At 62.1% G+C, this 24,059-nt stretch carries 21 protein-coding genes; 11 read left to right on the top strand and 10 right to left on the bottom strand.

Going from position 1 to position 24,059, the window contains the following annotated elements:
- Window positions 1–110 precede the first annotated feature (110 nt).
- Window positions 111–266: a hypothetical protein gene (locus tag B5526_RS38545; protein WP_172842139.1), complete on the top strand. Its 156-nt coding sequence runs from the start codon at window positions 111–113 to the stop codon at window positions 264–266.
- A 182-nt stretch (window positions 267–448) separates the two neighbouring features.
- Here the strand turns inward: B5526_RS38545 and B5526_RS29705 are convergent, their stop codons facing one another.
- Together B5526_RS29705 and B5526_RS29710 are read right to left on the bottom strand one after the other, a co-directional pair.
- Window positions 449–1,795, bottom strand: coding sequence for a globin-coupled sensor protein (locus B5526_RS29705; RefSeq protein WP_079543325.1), 1,347 nt, complete (start codon window positions 1,793–1,795; stop codon window positions 449–451).
- Window positions 1,796–1,965: 170 nt separating this feature from the next.
- Window positions 1,966–2,673: a fumarylacetoacetate hydrolase family protein gene (locus B5526_RS29710; protein WP_079543326.1), complete on the bottom strand. Its 708-nt coding sequence runs from the start codon at window positions 2,671–2,673 to the stop codon at window positions 1,966–1,968.
- A gap of 116 nt (window positions 2,674–2,789) precedes the next feature.
- Here B5526_RS29710 and B5526_RS29715 point away from each other — a divergent pair, with 116 nt between their 5' ends.
- On the top strand, window positions 2,790–3,965 hold the full coding sequence (locus B5526_RS29715; protein ID WP_079543327.1) for a dipeptidase: 1,176 nt from the start codon (window positions 2,790–2,792) through the stop codon (window positions 3,963–3,965).
- A 213-nt stretch (window positions 3,966–4,178) separates the two neighbouring features.
- Window positions 4,179–5,108: an aspartyl/asparaginyl beta-hydroxylase domain-containing protein gene (locus tag B5526_RS29720; RefSeq protein WP_079543328.1), complete on the top strand. Its 930-nt coding sequence runs from the start codon at window positions 4,179–4,181 to the stop codon at window positions 5,106–5,108.
- 54 nt (window positions 5,109–5,162) lie between these two features.
- Here the strand turns inward: B5526_RS29720 and B5526_RS29725 are convergent, their stop codons facing one another.
- Window positions 5,163–6,971 (bottom strand): ABC transporter ATP-binding protein, encoded by a 1,809-nt coding sequence (locus B5526_RS29725; RefSeq protein ID WP_079543329.1) that lies wholly within the window; start codon window positions 6,969–6,971, stop codon window positions 5,163–5,165.
- A gap of 120 nt (window positions 6,972–7,091) precedes the next feature.
- Window positions 7,092–8,105, bottom strand: a complete 1,014-nt coding sequence (gene galE, locus B5526_RS29730; RefSeq protein ID WP_079545567.1) for a UDP-glucose 4-epimerase GalE — start codon at window positions 8,103–8,105, stop codon at window positions 7,092–7,094.
- A gap of 128 nt (window positions 8,106–8,233) precedes the next feature.
- On the opposite strand from galE, the gene B5526_RS29735 reads away from it, so the two are divergent.
- The gene (locus B5526_RS29735; RefSeq protein WP_079543330.1) at window positions 8,234–9,259 is read left to right on the top strand and encodes a glycosyltransferase family 4 protein; all 1,026 of its coding nucleotides are present in this window, start codon (window positions 8,234–8,236) and stop codon (window positions 9,257–9,259) included.
- Here the strand turns inward: B5526_RS29735 and B5526_RS29740 are convergent.
- The 3 genes from B5526_RS29740 to waaF form a co-directional block, all read right to left on the bottom strand.
- A complete protein-coding gene (locus B5526_RS29740; RefSeq protein ID WP_079543331.1) occupies window positions 9,241–9,783 on the bottom strand; it encodes an HAD family hydrolase in 543 nt (180 codons plus the stop codon). The two genes, B5526_RS29735 and B5526_RS29740, sit on opposite strands and share 19 nt — an antisense overlap.
- The gene (locus B5526_RS29745) at window positions 9,780–10,382 is read right to left on the bottom strand and encodes a D-sedoheptulose 7-phosphate isomerase (protein ID WP_079543332.1); all 603 of its coding nucleotides are present in this window, start codon (window positions 10,380–10,382) and stop codon (window positions 9,780–9,782) included. Before B5526_RS29745 ends, B5526_RS29740 begins: the two co-directional genes overlap by 4 nt.
- A 96-nt stretch (window positions 10,383–10,478) precedes the next feature.
- Window positions 10,479–11,549 carry a lipopolysaccharide heptosyltransferase II gene (gene waaF, locus B5526_RS29750; protein ID WP_079543333.1) on the bottom strand — a complete coding sequence of 357 codons (1,071 nt, stop codon included), beginning with the start codon at window positions 11,547–11,549 and terminating at the stop codon, window positions 10,479–10,481.
- A 170-nt stretch (window positions 11,550–11,719) separates the two neighbouring features.
- Between waaF and rfaD the strand changes: the two genes are divergently transcribed.
- From rfaD to B5526_RS29770, 4 genes are all read left to right on the top strand, one after another.
- Window positions 11,720–12,700 (top strand): ADP-glyceromanno-heptose 6-epimerase, encoded by a 981-nt coding sequence (gene rfaD / locus B5526_RS29755; protein WP_079543334.1) that lies wholly within the window; start codon window positions 11,720–11,722, stop codon window positions 12,698–12,700.
- A 23-nt stretch (window positions 12,701–12,723) separates the two neighbouring features.
- Complete coding sequence (gene rfaE1, locus B5526_RS29760) at window positions 12,724–14,196, top strand: D-glycero-beta-D-manno-heptose-7-phosphate kinase (RefSeq protein WP_079543335.1); 1,473 nt, start codon at window positions 12,724–12,726, stop codon at window positions 14,194–14,196.
- Window positions 14,193–15,479 (top strand): O-antigen ligase family protein, encoded by a 1,287-nt coding sequence (locus tag B5526_RS29765; protein ID WP_079543336.1) that lies wholly within the window; start codon window positions 14,193–14,195, stop codon window positions 15,477–15,479. Before rfaE1 ends, B5526_RS29765 begins: the two co-directional genes overlap by 4 nt.
- 82 nt (window positions 15,480–15,561) lie before the next feature.
- Window positions 15,562–17,541, top strand: coding sequence for an SDR family NAD(P)-dependent oxidoreductase (locus tag B5526_RS29770; protein WP_079543337.1), 1,980 nt, complete (start codon window positions 15,562–15,564; stop codon window positions 17,539–17,541).
- Here the strand turns inward: B5526_RS29770 and B5526_RS29775 are convergent.
- The gene (locus tag B5526_RS29775; RefSeq protein WP_079545569.1) at window positions 17,498–18,523 is read right to left on the bottom strand and encodes an MraY family glycosyltransferase; all 1,026 of its coding nucleotides are present in this window, start codon (window positions 18,521–18,523) and stop codon (window positions 17,498–17,500) included. The two genes, B5526_RS29770 and B5526_RS29775, sit on opposite strands and share 44 nt — an antisense overlap.
- Before the next feature lie 423 nt (window positions 18,524–18,946).
- Here B5526_RS29775 and B5526_RS29780 point away from each other — a divergent pair, with 423 nt between their 5' ends.
- The 3 genes from B5526_RS29780 to B5526_RS29790 are packed head-to-tail and all read left to right on the top strand — an operon-like array spanning window position 18,947 to window position 21,608.
- Window positions 18,947–20,008, top strand: a complete 1,062-nt coding sequence (locus B5526_RS29780) for a Gfo/Idh/MocA family protein (RefSeq protein ID WP_079543338.1) — start codon at window positions 18,947–18,949, stop codon at window positions 20,006–20,008.
- Window positions 20,005–20,469 carry an acyltransferase gene (locus B5526_RS29785; protein WP_079543339.1) on the top strand — a complete coding sequence of 155 codons (465 nt, stop codon included), beginning with the start codon at window positions 20,005–20,007 and terminating at the stop codon, window positions 20,467–20,469. The genes B5526_RS29780 and B5526_RS29785 overlap by 4 nt, the downstream gene beginning before the upstream one ends.
- A 38-nt stretch (window positions 20,470–20,507) precedes the next feature.
- The gene (locus tag B5526_RS29790; RefSeq protein WP_079543340.1) at window positions 20,508–21,608 is read left to right on the top strand and encodes a DegT/DnrJ/EryC1/StrS family aminotransferase; all 1,101 of its coding nucleotides are present in this window, start codon (window positions 20,508–20,510) and stop codon (window positions 21,606–21,608) included.
- A gap of 172 nt (window positions 21,609–21,780) precedes the next feature.
- Here B5526_RS29790 and B5526_RS29795 read toward each other — a convergent pair whose 3' ends face one another.
- Both B5526_RS29795 and B5526_RS39630 read right to left on the bottom strand, forming a co-directional pair.
- Window positions 21,781–22,656, bottom strand: a complete 876-nt coding sequence (locus B5526_RS29795) for an NAD-dependent epimerase/dehydratase family protein (protein ID WP_079543341.1) — start codon at window positions 22,654–22,656, stop codon at window positions 21,781–21,783.
- A 173-nt stretch (window positions 22,657–22,829) separates the two neighbouring features.
- Window positions 22,830–24,002: a glycosyltransferase family 4 protein gene (locus B5526_RS39630; protein WP_349642787.1), complete on the bottom strand. Its 1,173-nt coding sequence runs from the start codon at window positions 24,000–24,002 to the stop codon at window positions 22,830–22,832.
- Window positions 24,003–24,059: the final 57 nt, after the last annotated feature.

Below are 24,059 nucleotides of genomic sequence, written 5' to 3' on the forward strand. Positions count from 1 at the left end.
ACGTATTCGCCCGGGCAGTCGAATCGGCCACCTTGGGAGACAGTTAACGCCGTATTAACAGGTCAATTGTAAGCTGGGCGGTCAAGGTATCCGACACCATGAGAAAGCCAATGGACGCCCAGAGAATTGCCGTTGATGCCGTGGTCGCGCTGACCGATTGCGATCGCGAGCAGGTCACAGCCTTCATCCGCAGGCTTTATCTGGCCGGCGTGAAGGACCCCAAGCGGTTGACGTTCAAGGGTCTGCAGGCGATGGCGCGGGGCTGATAGCCCGCCTCTGATCCAACGCCGTCATCGCCGGGCATAGCCGTCTGAAGGACGGCGTCGCTTCCGCTCGCCTATGACCCGGCCATCCACGTCTTTGTCTATTCGTGAAAGAAGAAGACGTGGATCATCGGGACAACAAAAACCCGGTGATGACGCCTCTCTTGTTGTCAGACGGATGAAACCTACGCCGCAGCCGCGATCGATTTCAAAAAGCCGTCGATCTCGGCCTGCAGGCTGGTGGTCGAATCCGACAATTGCTTCGCCGATGACAATAGCTGGTTCGATGCCGCGCCGGTCTGGGTGGCGCCGTGGCTGACTTCGGCGATGGTGCCCGCGACCTGCGAGGTGCCTGAGGCTGTGCGCTGGATATTGCCGGAAATTTCCTGGGTAGCGGCGCCCTGTTGCTCGATCGCCGCCGAAATCGCGCCGGTGATCTCCGAAATCTTGCCGATGGTCGAAGAGATCGTCTTGATCGAGCCGACCGCCTCCGCGGTCGCGGTCTGCATGCCCGCGATCTGGATGCCGATTTCGTCGGTGGCCTTGGCGGTCTGGCTGGCGAGCGCCTTGACCTCTTGCGCCACCACCGCAAAGCCGCGGCCGGCTTCGCCCGCGCGCGCCGCCTCGATGGTGGCATTGAGCGCCAGAAGATTGGTCTGCTCGGCCACTGAAGTGATCAGCTTGACCACGTCGCCGATCCGGCTCGCCGCCTGCGACAGCGCGTTGATGCGCGCGTTGGTTTCGTCGGCCTGCTGCACGGCGCTGGCGGAGACGCGGTTGGATTCCTGGACCTGCTTCGAAATCTCGCGCACCGAGCTTGCCAGTTGCTCGGTCGCCGACGCCACCGATTGCACGTTGCTGGAGGCTTCCTCGGAGGCATTGGCGACCACGGCGGCAAGCCGCGTGGTGTTGCCGGCATTGTCGGTCAGCGCGCGCGCCGTACGTTCCAACTCGCTGGACGCGGTCGACAGCGAAGTAGTGATGGCACCGAAGCGGTCGCTGGCTTGTGCGATGGCATCCTTGCGCGCCTGACGGTTGGAGCCGAAGTAGATCGCGACGACGTTTTCGGTGTCCAGCATGTTGGCTTTGGCGATGGCGCTCTGCATCTGCGCCTTCTTGTCGCGCGCGGCCTGCGCGGCGCGGCCCGACGACGGAACCCCGACTTCGGCCTCGACCGCCTTCATCAACTCGCTAGCAACGAACATCAGTCGGCAGCCGACATACCATTGCGGCGCGACGCGGGCGCGCTGGTTGAACTCGCAGAAGCGCGCGATCGAACCCAAATAGGCGAGGCCGAAATCGCCGCCGCCGATCAGGTCCCAGTGTTGCAGCTGCAGGCGGATGGCTTCCGCCATCGCGCCGTCCTTGAAGATGCCCGAGGTCGGATCGTGCCGCCGAACCTTGTCATAGAACCGCGCGAGAATTCCAGGCAGCGATTTTGCGAAAAACGGCCGCATCTCGCGCAGCGTCGCCCGGATCGGCTCGTCGATCTCGAGCAACTCGAGGCGGATCGCGTTCCAGTCGGGGGTCATCGGCGGCTCCAGCGCGGGGATCTTCGCTAGCAGCCTGCCTAATTTGCTTATGGTTAACGGATTGCGAGTTTCTAGGTAGTTCTACTGAGACGCGCTCGAATTTGGACGCAAAAAAGGCCCCGGACGGGGGTCCGGGGCCTCTATTTTCGCGTTTGCTCGCCTTAGGGCGCTTACTGTGCCGCGGGCTTGCCGATCGTGACCTTCAAGGTGCCGACGCCATCGACCCCGCATTCGATTTTGTCGCCGGGCGAGAGCGCCGCGACGCCGGCCGGCGTCCCCGTCATGATGATATCGCCGGCTCCGAGCGAAACCTGCTCCGACAGTTTGGCGATGATCTCCGGCACGCTCCAGATCAACTCGGTGAGGTCGCCCGCCTGCCGCTCGGTGCCATTGACCGAGAGCCAGATCTTGCCTTTTGCCGGATGGCCGATTTTCGAGGCCGGCTGCAGCGCGCCGCAGGGCGCGGAATGGTCGAACGATTTGCCGACTTCCCACGGCCGCTCTTTCTTGCGCGCGGCAAGCTGCAGGTCGCGGCGGGTGAGGTCGATGCCGACGCCATAGCCGTAGACGTGGTCGAGCGCCTTGTCGGCCGGAATATTGAGGCCGCCGCTCTTCATCGCCACGATCAACTCGACCTCGTGATGCAGGTCCTTGGTCAGCGGCGGGTAGGGAATGGTGGCGCCGTCGGGCTCCAGCATGTCGGCATGCTTGGCGAAGAAAAACGGCGGCGCCCGCTCGTCATTTCCCATCTCGCGGATGTGCTCGAGATAATTGCGCCCGACGCACCAGATGCGGCGCACCGGAAACGATTTTGTGTCGCCGGCAACCGGGATCGAAGCCTGCGGCGGGGCCGGGATGACGAAGGATGTGGCGTTCATGAAAAGGAGGCCTGAATGGGTTAAGGAGGGAGGACGGGTCGTATTTACGCGATTGCGCCTATCGGGGCTAGTGCTGGGGAACAGTAACGAGCGGTGAAATCCGGGAGGTCACGTCCTTGAAGAAATGGGTTTTGATTGGTCTTGCCCTGGTCGTTGCTGTTCTGATCGTTGCCGGTGTTCGCTTTTTCGCGACTACGCCGGGCAAGATCGACCGGTCGCAGAACAAGATCGAGCCGGTTCCGCTGAGCATCACTCCGGCAGCGCAGGCGCTGCAGTCGACGCTTGACGTGGCCGACATGCATGCCGACAGTTTGTTGTGGAAGCGCGAATTGCTGACGCGATCGGATCGTGGGCATATCGACCTGCCGCGCTTGATCGAGGGGCACTACGCGCTCCAGGTCTTCTCGTCGGTGACAAAATCGCCCCAGGGGCAGAATTACGACTCCAACGGCGCCGACAGCGACACCATCACGAACCTGGCCATCATCGACCTGCAACCGCCGAGGACATGGACTTCGCTGCTCGAACGTTCGCTGTGGCATGCGGAAAAACTCCGGAGTTTTGCCGAACGGTCGGGCGGACGGCTGCGACTGATCCGTGCTCCATCGGACATCGATCGCCTGCTTGCCGACCGAAAAAACGGGGATCAGGCGGTTGGCGGAATGCTGTCGATCGAAGGCTTGCAGGATATCGAGGGCAACATCGCCAATCTGGATGTGCTCTGCGCCGCCGGCTTCAGAATGGCGGGCCTTGCGCACTTCTTCGACAATGACGTCGCGGGGTCCATGCATGGTGTCGGAAAAGGCGGGCTGACACCGCTCGGCCGCCAGGTCGTGCGCCGGATGGAGACTCTGGGAATGATTGTCGATCTGGCGCATGCCAGTCATGCGACGGTTGCCGAGGTGCTGGCGATGGCCACGCGTCCGCTTGTCTTCAGCCATGGCGGCGTCCAGGCGACTTGCAAGGTCAATCGCAATCTGACCGACGAGGAAATCACGGGTGTTGCCAAGACCGGCGGCGTGATCGGCATTGGCTATTGGAAAGGGGCAATCTGCTCGACTGATCCCAAGGACGCGGCGCGAGCCATTGCCCATGTCCGCGATCTCGTTGGCATTGATCACGTCGGGCTTGGTTCGGACTTCGACGGTTCGACAACCACGGGCTTTGACGCGAGCCAGGTCGTCGCCGTAACTCAAGCCCTCTTGAATATCGGCTTTTCGGAGACCGACATACGGAAGGTCACGGGCGGCAATGTCTTGCGTGTCCTGCGCGCTGGAATCGTCCCGCCCTAGGTCGAGTTCCGCAGTGAGCCGGCCAGGTCTCGCGTCCAGCCATGCTGCTAAGACCAGGTGCCTGATGAAATAAAATTTGAATTGTCGCGGCAGCGAAAGTGCGCTCCCTCCCGCCTCGCGTTTCTTGTTTGGACGCTTCCACCCCGGATCGGCTTTTGCTAAATACGTCCGGACCACGGGAGTATTGGGGGACCAGGGTCATAGGAACGGGATATGCTGAAACAGCTTCTCGCGCCACAGTTTGTCGGCATTTATGTCATCGCGGCGTGCACCATGTACGTCCATTTCCGTGGTCGTGAGCCCCTTCGGGTCGGGCGTCAACTCGGCGATCACTCGACGCTCCTCGCCCCTTACAATGTACTGATGTACGCGGGTTCGGCGGTTCCGAACGAGCCGGTGATCTCGGTCGACCGCTTTCCCGAACTGGCAAGACTTCAGGACAATTGGGAGACGATCCGTGACGAAGCGGTAAAGCTGTTCGACGAGGGTTTTATACGGGCAGCAGCAACCAACAACGACTGGGGATTTTATTCGTTCTTCAAGAGCGGTTGGAAGCGCTTTTATCTCAAATGGTACGACGACTTTCTGCCTTCGGCACGCGCGCTGTGCCCGAAGACAGTTGAGCTACTGAACTCGATTCCGAGCGTCCACGGCGCCATGTTTGCATTGCTGCCGCCCGGAGGAAAGCTTGGCGCGCACCGTGATCCGTTCGCCGGCTCATTGCGTTATCACCTCGGATTGATCACCCCCAATTCGGACAAATGCCGAATCCTGGTCGATGGCGTGGAATGCGTTTGGCGCGACGGGCAGGCTTTCATGTTCGACGAGACCTTCATCCACAGCGCTGAGAATGCGACCGATCAAACTCGAATCATCCTGTTCTGCGATGTTGAACGGCCGATGAAGTACGCCCCTTTGACCGCGATCAACCGTTACGTAAGCCATCACATCGTCAAGGCGTCTGCTACCCAGAATGTGGACGGCGAGCATGTCGGCGTGCTCAACAAGGTGTTCGGCTGGCTCTACGAGATCCATTTGGCCGGACGCCGCGTCAAACAATGGAACCGCAAAGTCTATTACGCGCTCAAATATGCCCTGACCCTTGCCGTTCTTGGCCTCATAGTCGCGTCCGCTCTCAGTTGATGGGACAAAACGGCTTTTGCCCGGCGGGCCTGCGGAAGAAGTTCGATCGAAGCTTCATGCGGTTGCGCTGATCGGCGTCAGCGTCAGCGGCCCGGTCTCGCGATGCTGCAGGCGGAAGAACGAGGCATAACGGCCGCCGCGGCGCAACAGATCCTCATGCCGCCCGCGCTCGACGATTTCGCCGCCCTCGACCACCAGGATGGCGTCGGCGTGCATGATGGTGTGCAGGCGATGGGCGATGACGATGGTGGTGCGGTTCTGGCAGAGATGCTCGATCGCCTCCTGCACCTGCTTCTCAGACTCGGAATCAAGCGCCGCAGTCGCCTCATCGAGCAGGATGATCGGCGCGTTCTTGAGCAGCGCGCGAGCCACCGCGACACGCTGGCGTTGGCCACCGGACAGTTGCGTACCGTGCTCGCCGACCGGCGTGTCATAGCCGAGCGGGAAGCTCATGATGAACTCATGCGCGCAGGCCGCCTTCGCGGCCTCGATGATCTCGGCTTCCGTCGCGCCTTCCTTGCCGAAGGCGATGTTCTCGCGGATGGTGTCGCGGAACAGATAGACATCCTGGCCGACATAGGCGGTCTGCTGGCGCAGCGACCGGCGCGATACCGCGGAGATCGATTGGCTGTCGATCAAAATGTCGCCCTGGGTCACTTCATAGAAGCGCAACAGCAGTGCCAGCACCGTCGACTTGCCGCCGCCGGAGGGACCAACCAATGCCGTGACCTTTCCGGGCTCGGCAACAAAGCTCATGCGGTTGAGCACCGGCTCGTTGGCGCGATAAGCGAAGCTGACATCGCGCAATTCGATCCGCGCATCGGATAGCTTCAGCGACGGTTTGTCGTCGTCGGATAGTTCGCTGGCGGGACTGTCGACGACTTCCAGGAGCATCCGCGCGCCCACCAGATTGCTGTTCAACTCGATGTTGAGCCGCGCCAGGCGTTTGGCCGGCTCGGTCGCCAGCAGGAAGGCCGACAGGAAGGAAAAAAACTGCCCAGGCGTTGCGGCCAGCGCCACCACGCTATAGCCGCCATAGAGCAGGCCGCCGGCGACCGCGAAGCCGCCGAGCATCTCCATCAGCGGGTTGGAACGGTTGGAAACCCGGGCCATCTTGTTGGCGTTGCGCTCGACGGCCGCAATGCTGGCGTCGATGCGCTCGCGCATGGTCTGTTCGAGTGTGAACGCCTTGACGGTGCGAATGCCCTGCAGTGATTCCTGCATGGTCTCGAGAATGTCGGCGGTACCGGTGAATTGGGTGTAAGCCAATCCCTTGATTCGCTTCACCAGCTTGCGCAGCACCAGCATCGCCGGCGGCGTCACTAGCAGTCCCAGCATCGACATGAAGGGATCCTGCATCACCATGACGACGGCGAGGCTGATCAGGAGCAGCAAATCCCGTCCAACCGCGTTGATCAGCGAATTGAGAACGTCGGTGATCGATTTCGCGCCCGCCGTCAGCCGGGCCAGAAATTCGGAGGAATGCCGCTCGGAAAAAAATCCGACGCTTTCGTTCATCAGCTTGGCAAACAGCGCCCGCTGATTATTGGCGAGGATGGCGTTGCTGATCTTGGACAGGATAACGGTGCCCCCGTAGGTCGAAGCACCCTTAATCGCGAACAGCACGGTGATCACCAGCGACCAGATCACGATGCCACGGACGTTCTTGTCGACATAGGCCTGGTTGATCACCTGGCCGAGCACCCAGGCCGATCCGGCCGTTGCGCCGGCGGAGACGCCCATCAGCACGAGGGCAAGCAAATAGCGCCGCCAATACGTCACCCCTTGTTCCATGACCAGGCGGCGAATCAGGATCACCGCCCCGTAGGGGTCGTCAGTAATTTTCTTCGGAAACGGGGCCATCCGCGCTCCATGGACGGCGGTGGGCGGCGAGCCGCCCGCGCGTCAGGTTGATGCGAATGCCTCCTTGCCCGCTAAATCGCCGTTTTTCAAGCCAAATCAGGGCTTGCGTCGCGCCGGATTTTAGGCCGATACCGCGTGCTGCAAGTCGCCATGGCGCTCCCTGGACAATTTCTCTTCCCATTTGAGCGCATGCGCGGCGATGGTGTCGAGATCGTCATATTGCGGCGTCCAGTCCAGCGTCGAGCGGATGCGGGCGGTATCCGCGATCATGGTCATGATATCGCCTGATCGCCGCGGGGCATATTGAACCGCAAAATTGCGCCCGGAGACGCGCCGCACCGCCTCGATGGTTTCCAGCACCGAGTAGCCGCGGCCATAGCCGCAATTCAGGGTCACGGACGTGCCGCCGCCGCGCAAATAAGAAAGCGCGGCGCGATGCGCCTGGGTCAGGTCGGTCACATGGACGAAATCGCGGATGCAACTTCCGTCCGGCGTCGGGTAATCGGTACCGAACACATCGATCTTGGCACGCTGTCCGGTGGCCGCTTCGACCGCGATTTTCAACAGATGCGTCGCGCCGACGGTTGCAAGCCCGATGCGCGCGTCCGGGTCTGCCCCCGCGACATTGAAGTAGCGCAGCACGATATAGTTCATGCCGTGCGCGGAGGCTGTATCATGCAACATGATTTCGGTCATCAGCTTCGACGAACCGTAGGGCGACAGGGGCCGTGTCGGCGCATGTTCGGGAACCGGCACCTGGTCCGGATTGCCGTAAACCGCTGCCGTCGACGAAAAGATAAAACGGTTGACGCCGCACTTGACTGCCGCGGTCAAGAGGCTGCGCGTGGTCATGGTATTGTTGCGGTAATAAGCGAGCGGATCGCGCATCGAATCCGGCACCACCACGGAACCCGCGAAGTGGATGATGCTTTCGACACTGTGTGCCGATATCACGCCCTCGACGAGGTTCTCGTCGGCGGCATCGCCGATGAACAGGGGAACGCCTTCGGGCAGGAATTGGGAAAAGCCGGTCGACAAATTGTCGATCACCACGACGCTTTCGCTGGCGTCCGTCAGCGCGCGAACCATGTGACTTCCGATATAGCCGGCGCCGCCGGTGACAAGCACGGTCATGAGTTCACCCATCTCCCTCTCATGTAGGCGATGCTATCGGGGGCGCGGTGAAGAGTGGGTTTCGGCGCAAGCGAACTGGCCACTATGCTTAATGTTGCGTATAGGAATCCCGCGAAACGGAGTTTTGCGTGGACAATCTGCAACTGATCGTGCCGAATCTGCACAGGCGCTATTCGGGCGTCACCGCGACGAACCGCATGGTGGCTCCGAAACTTGCAAAGATGTTCCCCGCCGCATGGCTCGGCCCCGATGCACCCGGCGGCATCGCGCCAATGCGGCTTGCGGATCTCCTGAAATTATGGCGGCGCGGCACGCCCGTGATCTGGCATGCGCGGCGCAACAACGAGATGATCGCGGGCGTCGTGCTGCGCTTCCTCGGCTGGCCGCTAAAACTGGTGTTCACCTCGGCGGCGCAGCGGCACCACACCTGGATCACGCGATGGCTGATCCGAAGGATGGACGCGATCATCGCCACCAGCGACATCTCGGCCTCGTTTCTTAAAGTGCAAGCAACCGTAATTCCGCACGGCGTCGATACCGACACTTACGCGCCACCCGCCAATCGCGCCGCGGCGTTCGCCGAAGCTGTGTTGCCGGGCCGCTACGCCGTCGGCTGCTTTGGGCGGGTGCGCGCGCAGAAGGGCAGCGACGTCTTTGTCGAGGCGATGTGCCGGCTGTTGCCGCGCTATCCCGATTTCACCGCCGTCATGGTCGGCGCGATCACGCCGGAGCAGATGCCTTTTGCGAATGATCTGAAAAAAAGAATCGCTGCCGCGGGTCTCCAATCGCGCATCGTTATCACCGGCGAGGTTGAGATCGAGGCGGTGCAGCGCTGGTACCGGCGGCTGACGATATACGCCTTCACCTCGCGCAACGAGGGTTTTGGATTGACGCTGATCGAGGCGATGTCGGTGGGTGCGGCGCTGGTGGCCTCGCGCGCGGGCGCCGCCGAACTCGTGGTCGAAGACGGTGTTACCGGCGTACTGACGCCGCCGGGCGATGTGGATGCGCTGGTGGCGGCGCTGGAGCCGCTGATGCGCGATCCGGCAGCGGCGAGCGCGATGGGCGAACGCGGCCGCGCGCGGGTTCTGGAAAAGTTCAGCCTGGACGCGGAAGCTGGCCGAATAGCCGAAGTCTATCGCAGGCTCGTCTGAGCCATCACCGCGGCGACAAACGCGTCGAGGTCGCCGCCTTCGAACAGAAAGCCGGGGAGGCCTGCGGCTTCCGCCGCCTCGATATCGGTCGGGCGGTCGCCAATGACAAAACTGCCTTCGTGCCGGACCGGCCAGTGCGCCATCAAATCGAGGATCATGCCGGGGCTCGGCTTGCGCCAATGGTGATCCTCGAGGTAGCCCGCGACCGTCCCGTCGGGATGATGCGGGCAGTATCTGATGTCGTCGACGACGGCACCTTGGGCAGCGAGTTCGGCGCGCATCCAGTCGTGCAGGGTGTTGAGTTCGTCTTCGGTGAAGAAACCGCGTGCCACGCCGGATTGGTTGGTGAAGAAGAACACAAGATATCCGGCCGCGTTGAGCCTGCGGATCGCCTTTGCCGCATTCGGCATCCAGCGAATCCGCTGCCGCGTGCCCATGTAGCCGTCGTCGTGATTGACGACCCCGTCACGGTCGAGGAACGCGGCAGGCTTCGGCGCGGAGCGGGCGGAAGCGATGCCGCTCATTTTTTCGCGGCCCCGCGCATCAACGTCTGCTCGATCTCGTCGCAGATACCGTGCGCCACCGCGAGATGAATTTGCTGGATCACCGGCGTGTCGTCGCTGGGCGCGACCAGCAGATGATCGCAGAGCGCGCCGAGGGTTTTGCCCTTGGTTCCGGTGAAGCCGACGGTGATTAGTCCGCGCTCGCGCGCGACACGCAACGCCGCCAGAATGTTCGGCGAGCGTCCCGAGGTGGATAACGCCAGCAGCACATCGCCGCGCTGGCCGAGACCGTCAACCTGCCGCGCGAACATCTGCTCAAAGCCGTAATCGTTGGCAATGGATGTCAACGCGGAGGTGTCGGTGGTCAGCGCGATTGCGGCATAAGCCGGCCGGTCCTGCTTGTAGCGGCCGACGATTTCGGCGGCGATATGCTGGGCATCTGCGGCGCTGCCGCCATTGCCGATGATCAGGAGCTTGTTGCCCGCGCGCAGCGCGGCGATGATGATCTCAGCGGTCTTGCGCGCGGCGGCGAGCAGCGCCGCATCCTGCGTCGCGCGCTCAAGCGCGGCGAGCGATTGACTTAGGTGGGCTCCGATCAGGTCTTTGGAATCGCGGTTCAAGTCGCACCGTCCAGGTTGCAGCCATCTCTGGTAATGAGCGCGCGGCGGCGGCGCAAGGTCGCAAAATTCAAGCTCGCGAAATCCAGGCCCGCAAAATCAATGCGCAACGCGAGCTCCGGTCTCCGCCAGCACGCGCCCGACGGTCTCGACCACATCGGATGCAGGGATGTCCCGCATGCAGCGATGGTCATTCATGGTGCAGACCGGCCGGTGGCAGGGTTGGCACGGGACCATGGTTTTGGTCTGCACGGTCGCAGCAAGGCCGTTCAGCGGCGCCCAGTGATACGGGCTGGTGGGACCGAAAATGCCCATGGTCGGCGTTCCCAGGGCGGCTGCGATATGCATCAGGCCGGAATCGTTTGAGATCGCGACGTCAGCCGCTGCCATCGCCAGAATGCCATTGCGCAGGTCGGCACCCGTAAGGTCGCGTACGCGTGGTCCGCCCGCGGCAACGATTTCCGCGGCCAGCGCCTTTTCGCCGGGCCCGCCCACCACCCAGACATCCAGGCCCTGCTCGGCCAGAAGGCGCGCGGCCTGTGGATAATGGGTCCAGCGCTTGGAGGCGCCGACCGAGCCCGGGGCGAGCGCCACCGCGGTTCCCGTGCCCAGCCCGTTCGCCTGCCGCCATCGGGCCACCTCCTCGGCGGGAACATTGAGCTGCGGCACCGGCCATTCCGGCGGCAAGGGCGCCCCGTCCGGGAGCGCCAGGGCGGCGTTTTTGTCGATGAAGCGGGGCAGGGCCTTTTCGCCCCAGCGCCATCGGTTGAGCAGCCCGAACCTGAATTCGCCGACAAACCCTACCCGTTCCGGAATACCGGCCAGCGCCGGCGCTATGGCCGATTTCCAGGTTCGGGGCAGCACCAGCGCCGTGCCGTAGCTCCTCGCCCTCAGCTGCGCCGCCAGGCCCGATTGCTTGGCCACCGCAAGCCGGCTGCGGGGCAGGTCCCAGACGATGCCCGCCCGCACGCCGGGCATATAATCGACCAGCGGCGCGCAGAGCGAGGTCACCAGCAGATCGACCGGCCGGTTGGGCCAGCGCTGCTTCAGGACCCGCACGACGCTATGCCCGCGCACGAAGTCGCCGATCCACATGTAGGGGATAATCAGGACCGGCCGGGTATCCGCCAAGTCCTCCATCGTCAGCATATGGTCTGAATATGTGTTCATGTCTTGGAGATTTAGTCGCGGGTTTTTATCAAACCTGTCGGTAACCGCTCCTCACGGCGGGGTAAAGCGACCTGATGGGTCGCGCCCCTTCACCACGCTCGCTTACCCAAGTTGCCTGCCGGACAGGACTAGGGCAAAGCTGGCTTTCCATATCAAGGGCAGGGATGCGAATGTTGCTGGTGACCGGTGGCGCCGGTTTTATCGGATCGAACGTCGTGGCCGCGTTGAACGACGCCGGCCGGGCTGACGTCGTGGTCTGCGACATGCTCGGCGATGACGGCAAATGGCGCAATCTCGCCAAGCGCCAGCTCGCCGACATCGTGCCGCCGGCGGAGTTGCCGGCTTGGCTGAGCGGCCGCAAGCTCGACGCCATCCTCCATCTCGGCGCCATTTCAGAGACCACCGCGACCGACGGCGATCTCGTGATCGAGACCAATTTTCGACTTTCGATGCGGCTGGTCGACTGGTGCACGGCGAACGCGACGCCGTTCATCTACGCCTCATCGGCGTCGACCTATGGCGACGGCGCGCTAGGGTTTCGCGACGACCCCTCGGTCGACGCGCTGAAGAAGTTGCGGCCGATGAATCTCTATGGCTGGAGCAAGCATCTGTTCGACCTGGCGGTGGCCGAGCGCGCGGCGCGCGGCGACAAGCTGCCGCCGCAATGGGCCGGCCTGAAATTCTTCAACGTGTTCGGCCCCAATGAATATCACAAGGGCACGATGATGAGCGTGCTGGCGCGCCGCTTCGACGACATCAAGGCGGGCCGCCCGGTGCAGCTGTTCAAGTCGCATCGCGACGGCATCGCCGACGGCGATCAGCGGCGCGACTTCATCTATGTCGACGATGTGGTGCGGGTGATGATGTGGCTGTTGGCAACGCCTTCGGTGAGCGGCATCTTCAATGTCGGCACCGGCAAGGCGCGCAGTTTTAGGGATTTGATGCTCGCGGCCTATGGCGCGCTCGGCCAGGCTCCAAATATCCAGTATGTCGATATGCCCGAGCAAATTCGCGGCAGCTACCAGTATTTTACCCAAAGCGAGGTCGATCGGCTGCGGCGCGCCGGTTACAATGGCGGTTTCACCGCGCTGGAAGATGCGGTCGGTGCTTACGTCAAGGGTTTCCTCGATCGCGCCGATCGTTTTCGCTGACGCGCAACAACCGACGAGAACAGATGTTCGATTTTGACGCCCTCGCGCATTCGATTGTCAGCCAGACCGTGCTCTGCGTCGGCGACCTCATGCTCGACGAATTCGTCTATGGCGAGGTGTCGCGGATTTCGCCGGAGGCGCCTGCGCCGGTGATCGCGGTGCAACGCAGCGAGACCAATATCGGCGGCGCCGGCAATGTCGCGCGCAATATCGCCTCGCTCGGCGCGCGCTGCATTTTTGTCGGGCTGATCGGCGAGGACGAGGCGGGGACGAAACTGAAGGCGCAGCTTTCGCAACAAAGCCTGATCGAAAGCGTGCTGGTTTGCGATGCCGCGCGGCCGACGACGCGAAAGGTGCGTTTTGTCTCCGAGCATTTCTCGACCCACATGCTGCGGGCGGATTGGGAAGTGGCGGCGCCTGCTGCCGCTGATATCGAACAGAAACTGATCGACGCCATCCTGCCGCAGCTCGCCCGCGCCGATATCGTGTTGCTGTCCGACTATGCCAAGGGCGCGCTGACGGCGCGCGTAATCCGCAACGTCATCGACACCGCGCGAAAACTCGGCAAGCGTGTGATCGTCGATCCCAAAAGCGCCAATTTTGCTATTTACCGCGGCGCCACGCTGCTCACCCCCAATCGCAAGGAGTTTGCGGAAGCGACCCGCAGCCGCGCCGACACCGAAGCGAGCATCGCGGAAGCAGCGCAGGACGCGATGCAGCTTGCTGATTGCGAGGCCATGCTGGTAACCCAAAGCGAGCACGGCATGACCCTGGTAACGCGCAAGGGCGAGGCCATCCATGTGCCGGCCCATCCGGTCAAGGTCCGTGATGTCTCGGGCGCGGGCGATACGGTTGCCGCGGTGCTTGCGGTGACGCTGGCGGCGGGGGCCGATTGGGAGACGGCGCTACGAATGGCGAACGCGGCGGCCGCGGTCGCCGTCAGCAAGAAAGGCACGGCGATCGTGACATCTGCGGAATTGCGGCGAAAAATCCTGCCGCACGCGTTCCTCGCGGCGGAGGAGAAAATTATTGCGGCGGGCAGCGACCTCGACGCGCGTCTTCAGGATTGGCGCAAACAGGGACTGCGGATCGGATTCACCAATGGCTGTTTTGACATTTTGCATCCCGGCCACGTCAAGGTCCTGACCGCCGCGCGCGGCGCCTGCGACCGGCTGATCGTCGGCCTGAACAGCGACGCCTCGACCAAGCGGCTGAAGGGCGAGGGACGTCCGGTCCAGGACGAACGGGCGCGCGCGGAAGTGCTGGCGGCGCTGGAGGCAGTCGATCTCGTCGTGATCTTCGAAGAGGACACGCCGATCCAATTGATCACCGCGATCAAGCCGAGCGTGCTGGTAAAGGGCGGAGATTATACCCGCGAACAGGTGGTCGGTCATGAGATCGTCGAGGCTTTTGGCGGCGAGGTGCTGCTGGTCGACGTGCTGCCCGGCTTCAGCACGACCTCGCTCGTCAACCGCGCGCGCGGAGGCAAGGCGTGACCGCGGCGGCGAGCGAGTCGCGGCCGGCGCCGTTGTGGCGGCTTTGGCGCGATCCGGCCACCTGGGTGACCACGGCCGATATCCTTGTCATTTTGATCGCCGTGTCGCTGCCCTGGTCGACGTCGCTGGTCGGGATTTTAGGGGTCGCATTCCTGGCGACGATGGCGCCGTTCCTCGACGTCAGGGCGTTCCTGCAATCGCTGAAGCGGCCGATCTGCGCGCTGCCGATCGCGCTGTTCGCGCTCGCCTTGATCGGAACGCTGTGGTCGAACGCGCCATGGGGCGCGCGGCTATATGCGGTCAGTCCGGCCGCAAAACTTCTGGTGCTGCCGCTGCTGCTCTATCATTTTGAACGCTCAGTGCGTGGCGCGCAGGTGTTCATCGCCTTTCTGGTATCCTGCACGCTGCTGATGGTGATGTCCTGGATCGTCGCGTTCGATCCCGGCCTGACGCTGAAGTCAGCGGGGGATACCGAACGGGGCATCTTCGTCAAGAACTACATCGACCAAAGCCAGGAATTTGCGCTGTGCGCGGTGGCGCTTGCCTATCCGGTTGTCACGCTGCTGCGGGCGAAACGAATTTGGCTGGCGGTGTTGCTCACTGCGGTTGCGTTGAGCTTCGTCGTCAACATGTCGTTCGTCATCGTGTCACGGACCGCACTTGTCACCATCCCGGTCTTGCTCGCGGTGTTTGCGCTGCTGCATTTGAAATGGCGAAGCATCGCCATCATTGTTTGCGCGGCGATTGCGTTCGCCGCGGTTGCATGGGTGACGTCGCCGCAATTGCGCTGGACGGCGGAGACCTTCTTACGGGATTACCGGCTATACAAGGAGCGCAATATTCCCACCTCGATCGGCAACCGACTGGAATTCTGGCAAAAGTCGCTGCGGTTTTTTGGCGAGGCTCCGATCTTCGGGCACGGCTCGGGATCGACCCGCGGCCTGTTCGAGCAGGCCGCCGTTGGCCAGGTTGGTGCTGCCGCCGAGGTTATCGGCAATCCGCACAACCAAACGCTTTATGTCGCCATCCAGTGGGGCTTGATCGGCATCGTCGTGTTGTACGCGATGTGGTGGCGGCATCTGATGCTGTTCCGCGGCGAGAGTTTGGAAAGCTGGATCGGATTGCTGATCGTGGTGCAAAATATCTTCACCTCGCTGTTCAATTCCCACATATTCGATTTCCACGAGGGCTGGATGTATGTTCTCGGCGTGGGCATCGCCGGCGGCATGGTGCTGGGGACAGGTTCGCGCGAAGCGGCGTCGGAATTTCGAACCAAGTCATGACGGCTGGCATCTCCCGGGGAGATGGGCTATCAGCAGCCTCGCAACGGCCCAGCCCCGATCTGATTTTTTAGCGGTCAGCGAAATGATACGTTTCCAAGGTCTGACCTACCGCAACTTGCTGATCGCAGTGCATGACGCGCTGGCGACCACGCTTGCGGTTCTTGCTGCCTTCTATCTGCGCTTCGAGGGTGAATTCTTTACCGAACGGTTGCCGCTGCTGCTGCGGATCCTGCCCTATTTCGTCGCGTTCAGTATCGTCGTTTGCTACTTCTTCCGACTGACGACCACGAAATGGCGCTTCATTTCGTTGCCGGACGCGCTGAATATTATCCGTGCGGCAACGGTGCTCACGGTCGCATTGCTGGCGCTGGATTACATCTTTGTTGCGCCCAACGTCCACGGCACGCTGGGGACGCCTAACCTTCAAACCCCGTTCTTCCTCGGCAAGATCACCATCATCCTCTATTGGTTCCTCGAGGTGTTCTTTCTCAGCGCCTCGCGCTTCGCCTATCGCTATTTCCGCTATACGCGCGTGCGCCATCACGCGAAGACTGAGGATGCGTCACCGACCCTGCTGATAGGCCGCGCCGCGGATGCCGAAATTCTGCTGCGCGGGATAGAAAGCGGCGCGGTCAAGCGGATCTGGCCGGTTGGCCTGTTGTCGCCGTCGCGCGCCGATCGCGGTCAGACCATCCGCAATATTCCGGTGCTGGGCGGCATCGACGACATCGAGGACGTGATCGCCGATTTCGCCAGGCGCAACAGGCCGATTGCACGCGTGGTGATGACGCCCTCGGCGTTCGACCCCGAGGCGCGCCCGGAAGCCGTTCTGATGCGCGCGCGCCGGCTCGGGCTGATCGTCAGCCGCCTGCCATCGCTGGAGAGCGGGGATACGCCGCGGCTGACGACGGTCGCGGTCGAGGACCTGCTGCTTCGCGCCAGCGAAAAAATCGATTACGCGCGGCTCGAAGCGCTGGTGAAGAACCGCTCGGTCATCGTCACCGGCGGCGGCGGCTCGATCGGTTCGGAGATTTGCGAGCGCGTCGTGACCTTCGGCGCGGCGCGGCTGTTGGTGATCGAAAACTCGGAACCGGCGCTCTACGCGGTCACCGAGGCGCTGGCGGCGCACGAGACCGGCGCGGTTATCGAGGGGCGGATCGCGGACATCCGCGATCGCGAGCGCATCCTGCGGCTGATGAGCGAGTTCAAGCCGGATATCGTGTTTCATGCCGCCGCGCTGAAGCACGTGCCGATCCTCGAGCGCGACTGGAGCGAGGGGGTCAAGACCAACATTTTCGGATCGGTCAATGTCGCCGATGCGGCGCTGGCGGCGGGCGCCAAGGCGATGGTGATGATCTCGACCGACAAGGCGATCGAGCCGGTCTCGATGCTGGGCCTGACCAAGCGGTTCGCGGAAATGTATTGCCAGGCGCTCGATCGCGATCTGGTCTCCCAGCCGGGCGACAAACCGCGGATGCGCTTGATCTCGGTCCGATTCGGCAACGTGCTGGCGTCGAACGGATCGGTGGTGCCGAAATTCAAGGCGCAGATCGAAGCGGGCGGGCCGGTGACGGTCACCCATCCCGACATGGTCAGGTATTTCATGACCATCCGCGAAGCCTGCGATCTCGTGCTTACCGCGGCCACGCACGCCCTGATGCCGGCGCGCCCGGACGTTTCGGTTTATGTGCTCAACATGGGACAGCCGGTCAAGATCGTCGACCTCGCCGAGCGCATGATCCGGCTTTCAGGGCTGCAGCCGGGCCATGATATCGATATCGTCTTCACCGGCATGCGGCCTGGCGAGCGGCTCAACGAAATCCTGTTCGCGTTCGAAGAAGAGACGGTCGAAATCGGGGTTGCCGGCATTGTCGCGGCGCGGCCTCGCGAGACGTCGCTGAACGTGATCCGGGCCTGGCTGGCCACGCTGCAGCAGGCGGTCAATAGCGAACAGCGGAACCTGATCGTGTCGGTGCTAAAGGATGCGATCCCGGAGTTTGCCGGCGGTGCAGGACCGGCTAGTCAGTCCGCACCCGCGAAAATCGAACAAGCACGATCGTAACGCCGAGGGCTCCAAGCGCCAGCGTCGCCAGATCGACGCGCGTCGAACCGGCTGCAATCGAGATTGCCGCCAGTCCCGCCAAAACCAGGTTGAGCAGGAATACGTCGGCGATGACCCGGCGGACGCTAAATCCATGGTTGGTGGCGCGTTGATAAAAATGCGATCGGTGCGCGTCCCAAAACCGCTCGCCGGCCGCAACCCGCCTGAACAGCGTGATCGTTGCGTCGGCGAGATAATAAAGCGGCAGCAGCAGCGCCGCCGCAAAATGCTGACGTGATGCCAGTTCGATCAGGCACCAGCCGGTCACAAGACCAATCGGCAGGCTGCCGACATCGCCGAGGAACAAGCGCGCGACGGGCCGGTTGAAGGGGGCAAAACCGAGCAGGGCGCCGGCGAGCGCCAGTGCGATCGGCAGGACCTCCGGCGGGGCTTCGCCGAACAGGGCGAATGCCGCGAGCGCGGTGGTGATCGGAAGCATTTCCGCGACCGTCATCCAGTCGAGGCCATCCATGAAGTTGACGAGGTTCACGAACCAGAGCAGCCCCAGAATCAGCAGCGCCCGCTCCAGCGAAATCGGGATCGCCTCGAAAATCCGCATCTGTGGCGGAAGGGTTGCGATCAGCAGCGCGACCACGGCGAACTGCAGCGCAAGGCGCGGCACCACCGGGATCGGCCGCAGGTCGTCGATCATGCCGACCGCCGCAAGGCAGGAAGCGGCAGCCAACACAACGGGGATCGTCAGGCCCAGATCGGGTGTCCCGAGCAAGGCGGTCAGCGCCACGGCGATTGCGGTGGCGGTGATCACGGCGATACCGCCGCCTTGCGGCGTTGGCGTCACATGCGAGGAGCGCGCGTTGGGCCGGGCCAACGCATAGCGCTGAAGCAGGGGGCGCAGCACCACGATCAGGCCGGCGCAGATCAGCGCGGCTGCGACTGGAATGACGAGGGCCAGGGCAGCGCGGTGCGGGTCTAACGTCGTCATGAAAAAATAGCCGGTGGCAGCCGGAGCGTTGATGCCAGCGGCGTATCGGTTCGGGGTCTCATCGGAAAACTCATGCGGTTGAAATCGGCTGCGGTCAACATCCAGCGGCCTGCCGATCAAGATCGCCTCGGAGAAAAGGGACTTCTGCGAAGCAAGCGCACGCCCCGAATGGATCGCGGAAGCTGCTCTGGAACCTCAGATCGCGCCGCGGGCCGTCGGGCGATTACATCGTGCCGGCCAGGGGATGGCCAGGATGAATTTCCAAGCAATTGATTAATATGATTTTTTTGAGTAAAGGCAACATGAGCCGTATAGTTTCGGCGACCCGGATCGTCCGGCGATAAAATGGTTGGGTTAGAGGGCGATATCGGCTAGGTCGTGCGCAACGAATATCCTGTGTATTTCCGGTAGATAGGTGGGCGGGTGATCAGGTTTGGCCTGTTGGGATGTGGGCGCATCGCTAAACGCCATTCCGACCTGCTTGGGGGCGGTCATATCGCCGGCGCCAAACTGGTTGCCGTCTGCGACGAGGCGCGCGAGCGCGCCGACGCGCTCGCTTCCCGCTTTGGAGTGGCCGCGCACTATGACCTGGATGAACTTCTGGGCCGCAACGACATCGACGCCGTCTCCGTGCTTACCCCGAGCGGCATGCATCCCCGGCATGCCATCGCGGTCGCGAAAGCCGGCAAGCACGTCATTGTCGAGAAGCCGATGGCGCTGCGGCTTGAGGATGCCGATGCGATGATCCGTGCCTGCGACCAGGCCGGCGTCAAGCTGTTCGTCGTCAAGCAAAACAGGTTCAATGTGCCCGTGGTCAAGGCGCGGGAGGCACTGGATGCCGGCCGCTTCGGCCGTCTGGTGCTGGGCACGGTGCGGGTGCGCTGGTGCCGCGACCAGGGCTACTATGATCAGGATAAATGGCGCGGCACCTGGGCCTATGACGGCGGCGTTCTGTCCAACCAGGCCAGCCATCATGTCGATATGCTGGAATGGTTCTTCGGCGATGTCGTCAGCGTACATGCGCGGGCGGTGACGGCGCTGGTGAATATCGAAGCCGAAGACACGGCGGTCGCAACGCTCAAATTCAGAAATGGCGCGCTTGGCATCATCGAGGCGACGACCGCGGTGAGGCCGAAAGATCTCGAGGGCTCGCTCTCGATACTGGGCGAGAAGGGCACGGTAGAGATTGCCGGCTTCGCCGTAAACAATATCCGGCACTGGCAGTTTGCCGAAGAGCTGCCGTCCGACAAGGACGTGATCGAGAAGTTTTCGGTCAATCCGCCGAACGTCTACGGGTTCGGCCACCAGGCCTATTACGAACATGTCGTCAAATGCCTCAACGACCAGAGCCCGGCGCTGGTCGATGGCCTGCAGGGACGCAAGAGTCTCGAATTGATATCGGCGCTCTACGAGTCGATCGAGACCGGCAAGGAAGTGCTGTTGAGTTTTGTTCCGCAGCTGTGCCGCCTCGGTGAGCTGCCGTGAGCGAGCCCGAGATCCGGCATGTCTGCGTCCACGATGTGCGGTTCGGCGCGCGTGTGACGATTGTGGAGCCTTGCAATCTCTACGGTTGCGAAATCGGCGACGACTGCTTTATCGGCCCGTTCACCGAAATTCAGAAAACCGCCCGCATCGCGGCGCGGACCCGCGTTCAATCCCACACCTTCATCTGCGAACTCGTCAGCATCGGCGAGGATTGTTTCATCGGCCACGGGGTGATGTTCATCAACGATACCTTCGCGACCGGCGGTCCGGCCGGCGGGCGCAAGGAATTGTGGCGCTCCACGACCATCGGCAACCGGGTATCAATCGGGTCGGGCGCCACCATACTCCCGGTGACGATTTGCGACGATGTCGTGATCGGCGCTGGAGCCGTGGTGACCAAGGATATCGCGGTCGCCGGATCGTATGTCGGAAATCCGGCGCGTCTGTTGGCGCGACGGTGACGTTAATCCGTTAAGTTTCCAGAAGAGAACCCAAGTCGATGGCTGTGCCCTACGCTGATCTTCATCTGCAATACCAGACCATCAAGCCGGAAATCGACGCCGCGGTCGCCGCCGTCATTCGCGACAGCGCGTTCATTCGCGGTCCCTATGTCGATGCGTTCGAGCGTGCCTTCGCCGACGCCGTCGATGTCAGGCATTGCGTCTCCTGCGCCAACGGAACCGACGCGCTCTACATTGCGATGAAGGCGTTGGGGATCAAGCCCGGCGACGAAGTCATTACGACGGCGCATTCCTGGATCTCTACATCGGCCATGATCACCCACGCCGGGGCGAGCGTGGTGTTTTGCGATACCGATGCCGCTACCTTCACCATCGACCCTGCCGCCATCGAGGGCGCCATCACGGCGCGAACCGTCGGCATCATACCGGTCCACCTCTACGGACAGCCGGCCGACATGGCGGCGATCATGGCGATCGCGCGCAAGCATGGCCTTTGGGTGATCGAGGACTGCGCGCAGGCGCATTTGGCGCGATACAGGGGACAGCAGGTCGGCACGTTCGGCGAAGCTGCGACCTATTCATTCTATCCGGGCAAGAATCTCGGGGCGATGGGCGACGCCGGTGCCATTGTCACCAACCGCGCCGATCTCGCAGAACGGATGGCGATGCTGGCGCGGCATGGCGGCCTGACCAAGCATCAGCATCAGATCGAGGGCATCAACAGCCGTCTCGATGGCTTGCAGGCGGCGATCCTGTCGGCGAAGTTGACGCATCTGTCGCGCTGGACAGAGGCGCGGCAGGCCGCGGCCGCGGTCTACGATGCCGGCCTCAACCAGATCGAGGATGTGATCGTGCCGCAGGTCGGTGCTGATCGAACCCATGTCTACCATCTCTACACGATTCAGCACCCCAGGCGCGATCAGCTCGCAGCCTATCTGAGCGCCAACGGCGTGCAGACGGCAATCAACTATCCGGTTGCGCTGCCCTTCCTCGAGGCTTACCGCCGCTTCAACCATCGCGCGGAACACTTCCCCAACGCCCGCCGTCATCAGGACCGGATTTTGTCGTTGCCGATTTTCGCCGAGATCACGCCGCAGCAGCAGCAGACCGTGGTCGACCTCATCCGCGCCTTTGGCTAGATGCATTCACTAAAGCATGATCCGGAAAAGTGGGTACCGGTTTTCCGAAAAGATCATGCTCAGATAAACAGATAGAGCGGGATGACGATTCGAAGAAAAGTCATCACGCTCTAGGCGCGTGTTGAATAGCGATATCGCTGATCGGCTTCGACCCCAGTGCCATCATGGTCGCTCAAGATGGTTTCCAGCCGAGCGCAAGCAGTTTTCTCGGCTGCGCGACGAGCGGGCGGCCGATCCTTTGCCATATGGCGCTTCGACCAATGGCTTTGAGAGACAGTTCGAGCCATCGTTCGGGTACCGCTATGAGCGAGGGCGGTCTGCCCAGGCTTGCCCGGTAACGTGTGATGATCTCGGAAAGAGTGAGCGGCGTCGGATCCGATACGATGAACGTCTCCCCGCGCGCGCCGGGATTGGTCAGAGCGAGAGCGACGGCGGAACAGAAATTCTGAACCGACAGCACGGATCGTTGAGCCGTCAACCCTCCAAACGGCAGTGGAATCGGAAGGCGCGATATCCTATGGATGGACGCAAAATTCCCCTTTTCGCCGTCGCCGAAAATCACGACAGGCCGCAGGATTGTGAACGAAGTACCTACCGCGCGAATAGCCTGTTCGGCGCCCAGCTTTGATCTTCCATAGGCATTGATTGGCTTAGGAACGTCATCTTCGCTCAATTCGCGGTCGGAGCATGCGCCTGATTGCGCGGCAATGGACGAGATGAAAACCAGATGCGCGCCGGAGCGAAATGCGGCGTCGGCCAGCGTCGCCGTCGCTCGATGATTGACGCGGTCATACAGGTCGTCTTCAGCGAATGTGTGAGCGATGCCGGCGAGATGGACGACGGCATTGCATTGCCCCAGCAGGGGTTGCCAGTCGAACGGCTTTGATAGATCCGGAAGCGATGCAGCGACTATGTTGGGGCTCTCGAAACTGGACAGAGCCCTCGATGCGGCTATCACCTTGTAGCCCTGTGCAGCGAGATAAGGCACGAGATGGCTTCCAATGAACCCGTCCGAGCCGGTTACAAGCACTGTGGTCTGGTCGTTCATGGAATGGCTTGAGATCGGTAAGCACCGTCGCCAGCTATTCTCGGCAGGGCTGCCAGCTTGATGCCATATCCCTTATCCCATAATGCCGGCTGGCGCCATCGGTCATGTCTTGTTGGCGCCTCTCACTGAAGCGGTTTCAAGCTGTTTTGATCGTCGCGCGATGCGAGCCAGCTTCAAGCGGCGGTTTTCAAGCTGTTTCGGGCGCGGGAAAGCTGTCCATCCAGCAACCTGTCAATGACATCGCGATAGGCGCCTAGTGCGATCTTCTGCGTGAAGCGGGAGGCGACCATCGCCGCGCGATGCCCTTTTTCAGCGGTGTTGCCGGCGGCGGAGGCCGCAAATGCGATGACCTGGGCGATCGCTTCCGGATCTTCTGGGGGGGTGACCCAGCCGATATCCTCCTCCCGCATCAGAATTGCCGCCTCGGCGTCCGGCTCCGAACAGATGATGATCGGTCGGCCGATGGCGAGCAAGTTGTAGATGCGGCTTGGGACTGACACGCCGGTGTTGTTCTTGCGATAGGGCACGATCCAAATGTCGCCAGCGGAGAGAAAGCTCTCCAGCTCGGATTCAGGCACTCGCTCGGTCAGCGTAACGTTGGGAAGGGGCGACGCCGTCTGCATCTCATTGAGCTTGTTCCAGCCCACGCCTTCGCCCGAAAGCAAAAATTTGATGTCCGGATTGTTTTGCAGGATTCGAGCGGCTTCAAAAACGGACTTGGGATCGTGCGTGAAACCTGAATTGCCCGACATCGCGACGATAAATCGACCCCCGCATCTCCTGCGATAAGGATTTTCGGGGTCCAGTTCTCTGTATCGGATCGGCAGGGTCGCCCAATTTGGAATTAGATTGATTTTCGCAGCGGTCATTTTGGGATATTCGAGCAATTTCGGACCCATGTCGCGACCGATGATCACAATCGCATCGAGCCATCGAAACATCACTCCGTTGGCAAATCGAAGCCACTTTGTGAGAATGGAGGAGGCCCTGAGAAAGCCGGCCATTACCAGGCTGTCCGGATATAAATCATAGATGATCAAGGCTGCAGCGGCCCTTCGCAGCCTTGCGGCCAGCGTAACGGTGTATGGCAACGTAAACGGCGTGGTCACGCATAGCAGGACATCCTCGCTCCGGGCATGCTTCATCACGGTAACGAAAACCTGGATGGAAAACAGCGCGGCGGCGAGCAATCGCGAAACCAGCGCGGATTTTTCCGGCCACCAGCTCTTGATCTCGATGACTTCGGGCTCGCCCGGCTGGGGCGGTAATTTGGAGGCTGAATCGGGCGAGCTCGATATCACCACTACGCGGTTCTTCTGTGCCAGCGTTTTTGCGATGTCCGTCATGTAGCCGGACGTCGAACTGGGGAAGGGCGCATAGTGCTGGGTGACCACCACGATCTT

This window comes from Bradyrhizobium lablabi (genome assembly GCF_900141755.1).
Taxonomy (GTDB): Bacteria; Pseudomonadota; Alphaproteobacteria; order Rhizobiales; family Xanthobacteraceae; genus Bradyrhizobium; species Bradyrhizobium lablabi_A.

Coding starts and splice junctions, on each gene's coding strand:
- B5526_RS29725 (WP_079543329.1), bottom strand. CDS start 6,971: ATGGCCCCGTTTCCGAAGAAAATTACTGACGACCCCTACGGGGCGGTG.
- B5526_RS29775 (WP_079545569.1), bottom strand. CDS start 18,523: ATGACGACGTTAGACCCGCACCGCGCTGCCCTGGCCCTCGTCATTCCA.
- B5526_RS39630 (WP_349642787.1), bottom strand. CDS start 24,002: ATGACGGACATCGCAAAAACGCTGGCACAGAAGAACCGCGTAGTGGTG.
- B5526_RS29720 (WP_079543328.1), top strand. CDS start 4,179: ATGCTGAAACAGCTTCTCGCGCCACAGTTTGTCGGCATTTATGTCATC.
- B5526_RS29795 (WP_079543341.1), bottom strand. CDS start 22,656: ATGAACGACCAGACCACAGTGCTTGTAACCGGCTCGGACGGGTTCATT.
- galE (WP_079545567.1), bottom strand. CDS start 8,105: ATGACCGTGCTTGTCACCGGCGGCGCCGGCTATATCGGAAGTCACATG.
- B5526_RS29740 (WP_079543331.1), bottom strand. CDS start 9,783: ATGAGCGGCATCGCTTCCGCCCGCTCCGCGCCGAAGCCTGCCGCGTTC.
- B5526_RS29705 (WP_079543325.1), bottom strand. CDS start 1,795: ATGACCCCCGACTGGAACGCGATCCGCCTCGAGTTGCTCGAGATCGAC.
- B5526_RS29770 (WP_079543337.1), top strand. CDS start 15,562: ATGATACGTTTCCAAGGTCTGACCTACCGCAACTTGCTGATCGCAGTG.
- rfaD (WP_079543334.1), top strand. CDS start 11,720: ATGTTGCTGGTGACCGGTGGCGCCGGTTTTATCGGATCGAACGTCGTG.
- B5526_RS29710 (WP_079543326.1), bottom strand. CDS start 2,673: ATGAACGCCACATCCTTCGTCATCCCGGCCCCGCCGCAGGCTTCGATC.
- waaF (WP_079543333.1), bottom strand. CDS start 11,549: ATGAACACATATTCAGACCATATGCTGACGATGGAGGACTTGGCGGAT.
- B5526_RS29790 (WP_079543340.1), top strand. CDS start 20,508: ATGGCTGTGCCCTACGCTGATCTTCATCTGCAATACCAGACCATCAAG.
- rfaE1 (WP_079543335.1), top strand. CDS start 12,724: ATGTTCGATTTTGACGCCCTCGCGCATTCGATTGTCAGCCAGACCGTG.
- B5526_RS38545 (WP_172842139.1), top strand. CDS start 111: ATGGACGCCCAGAGAATTGCCGTTGATGCCGTGGTCGCGCTGACCGAT.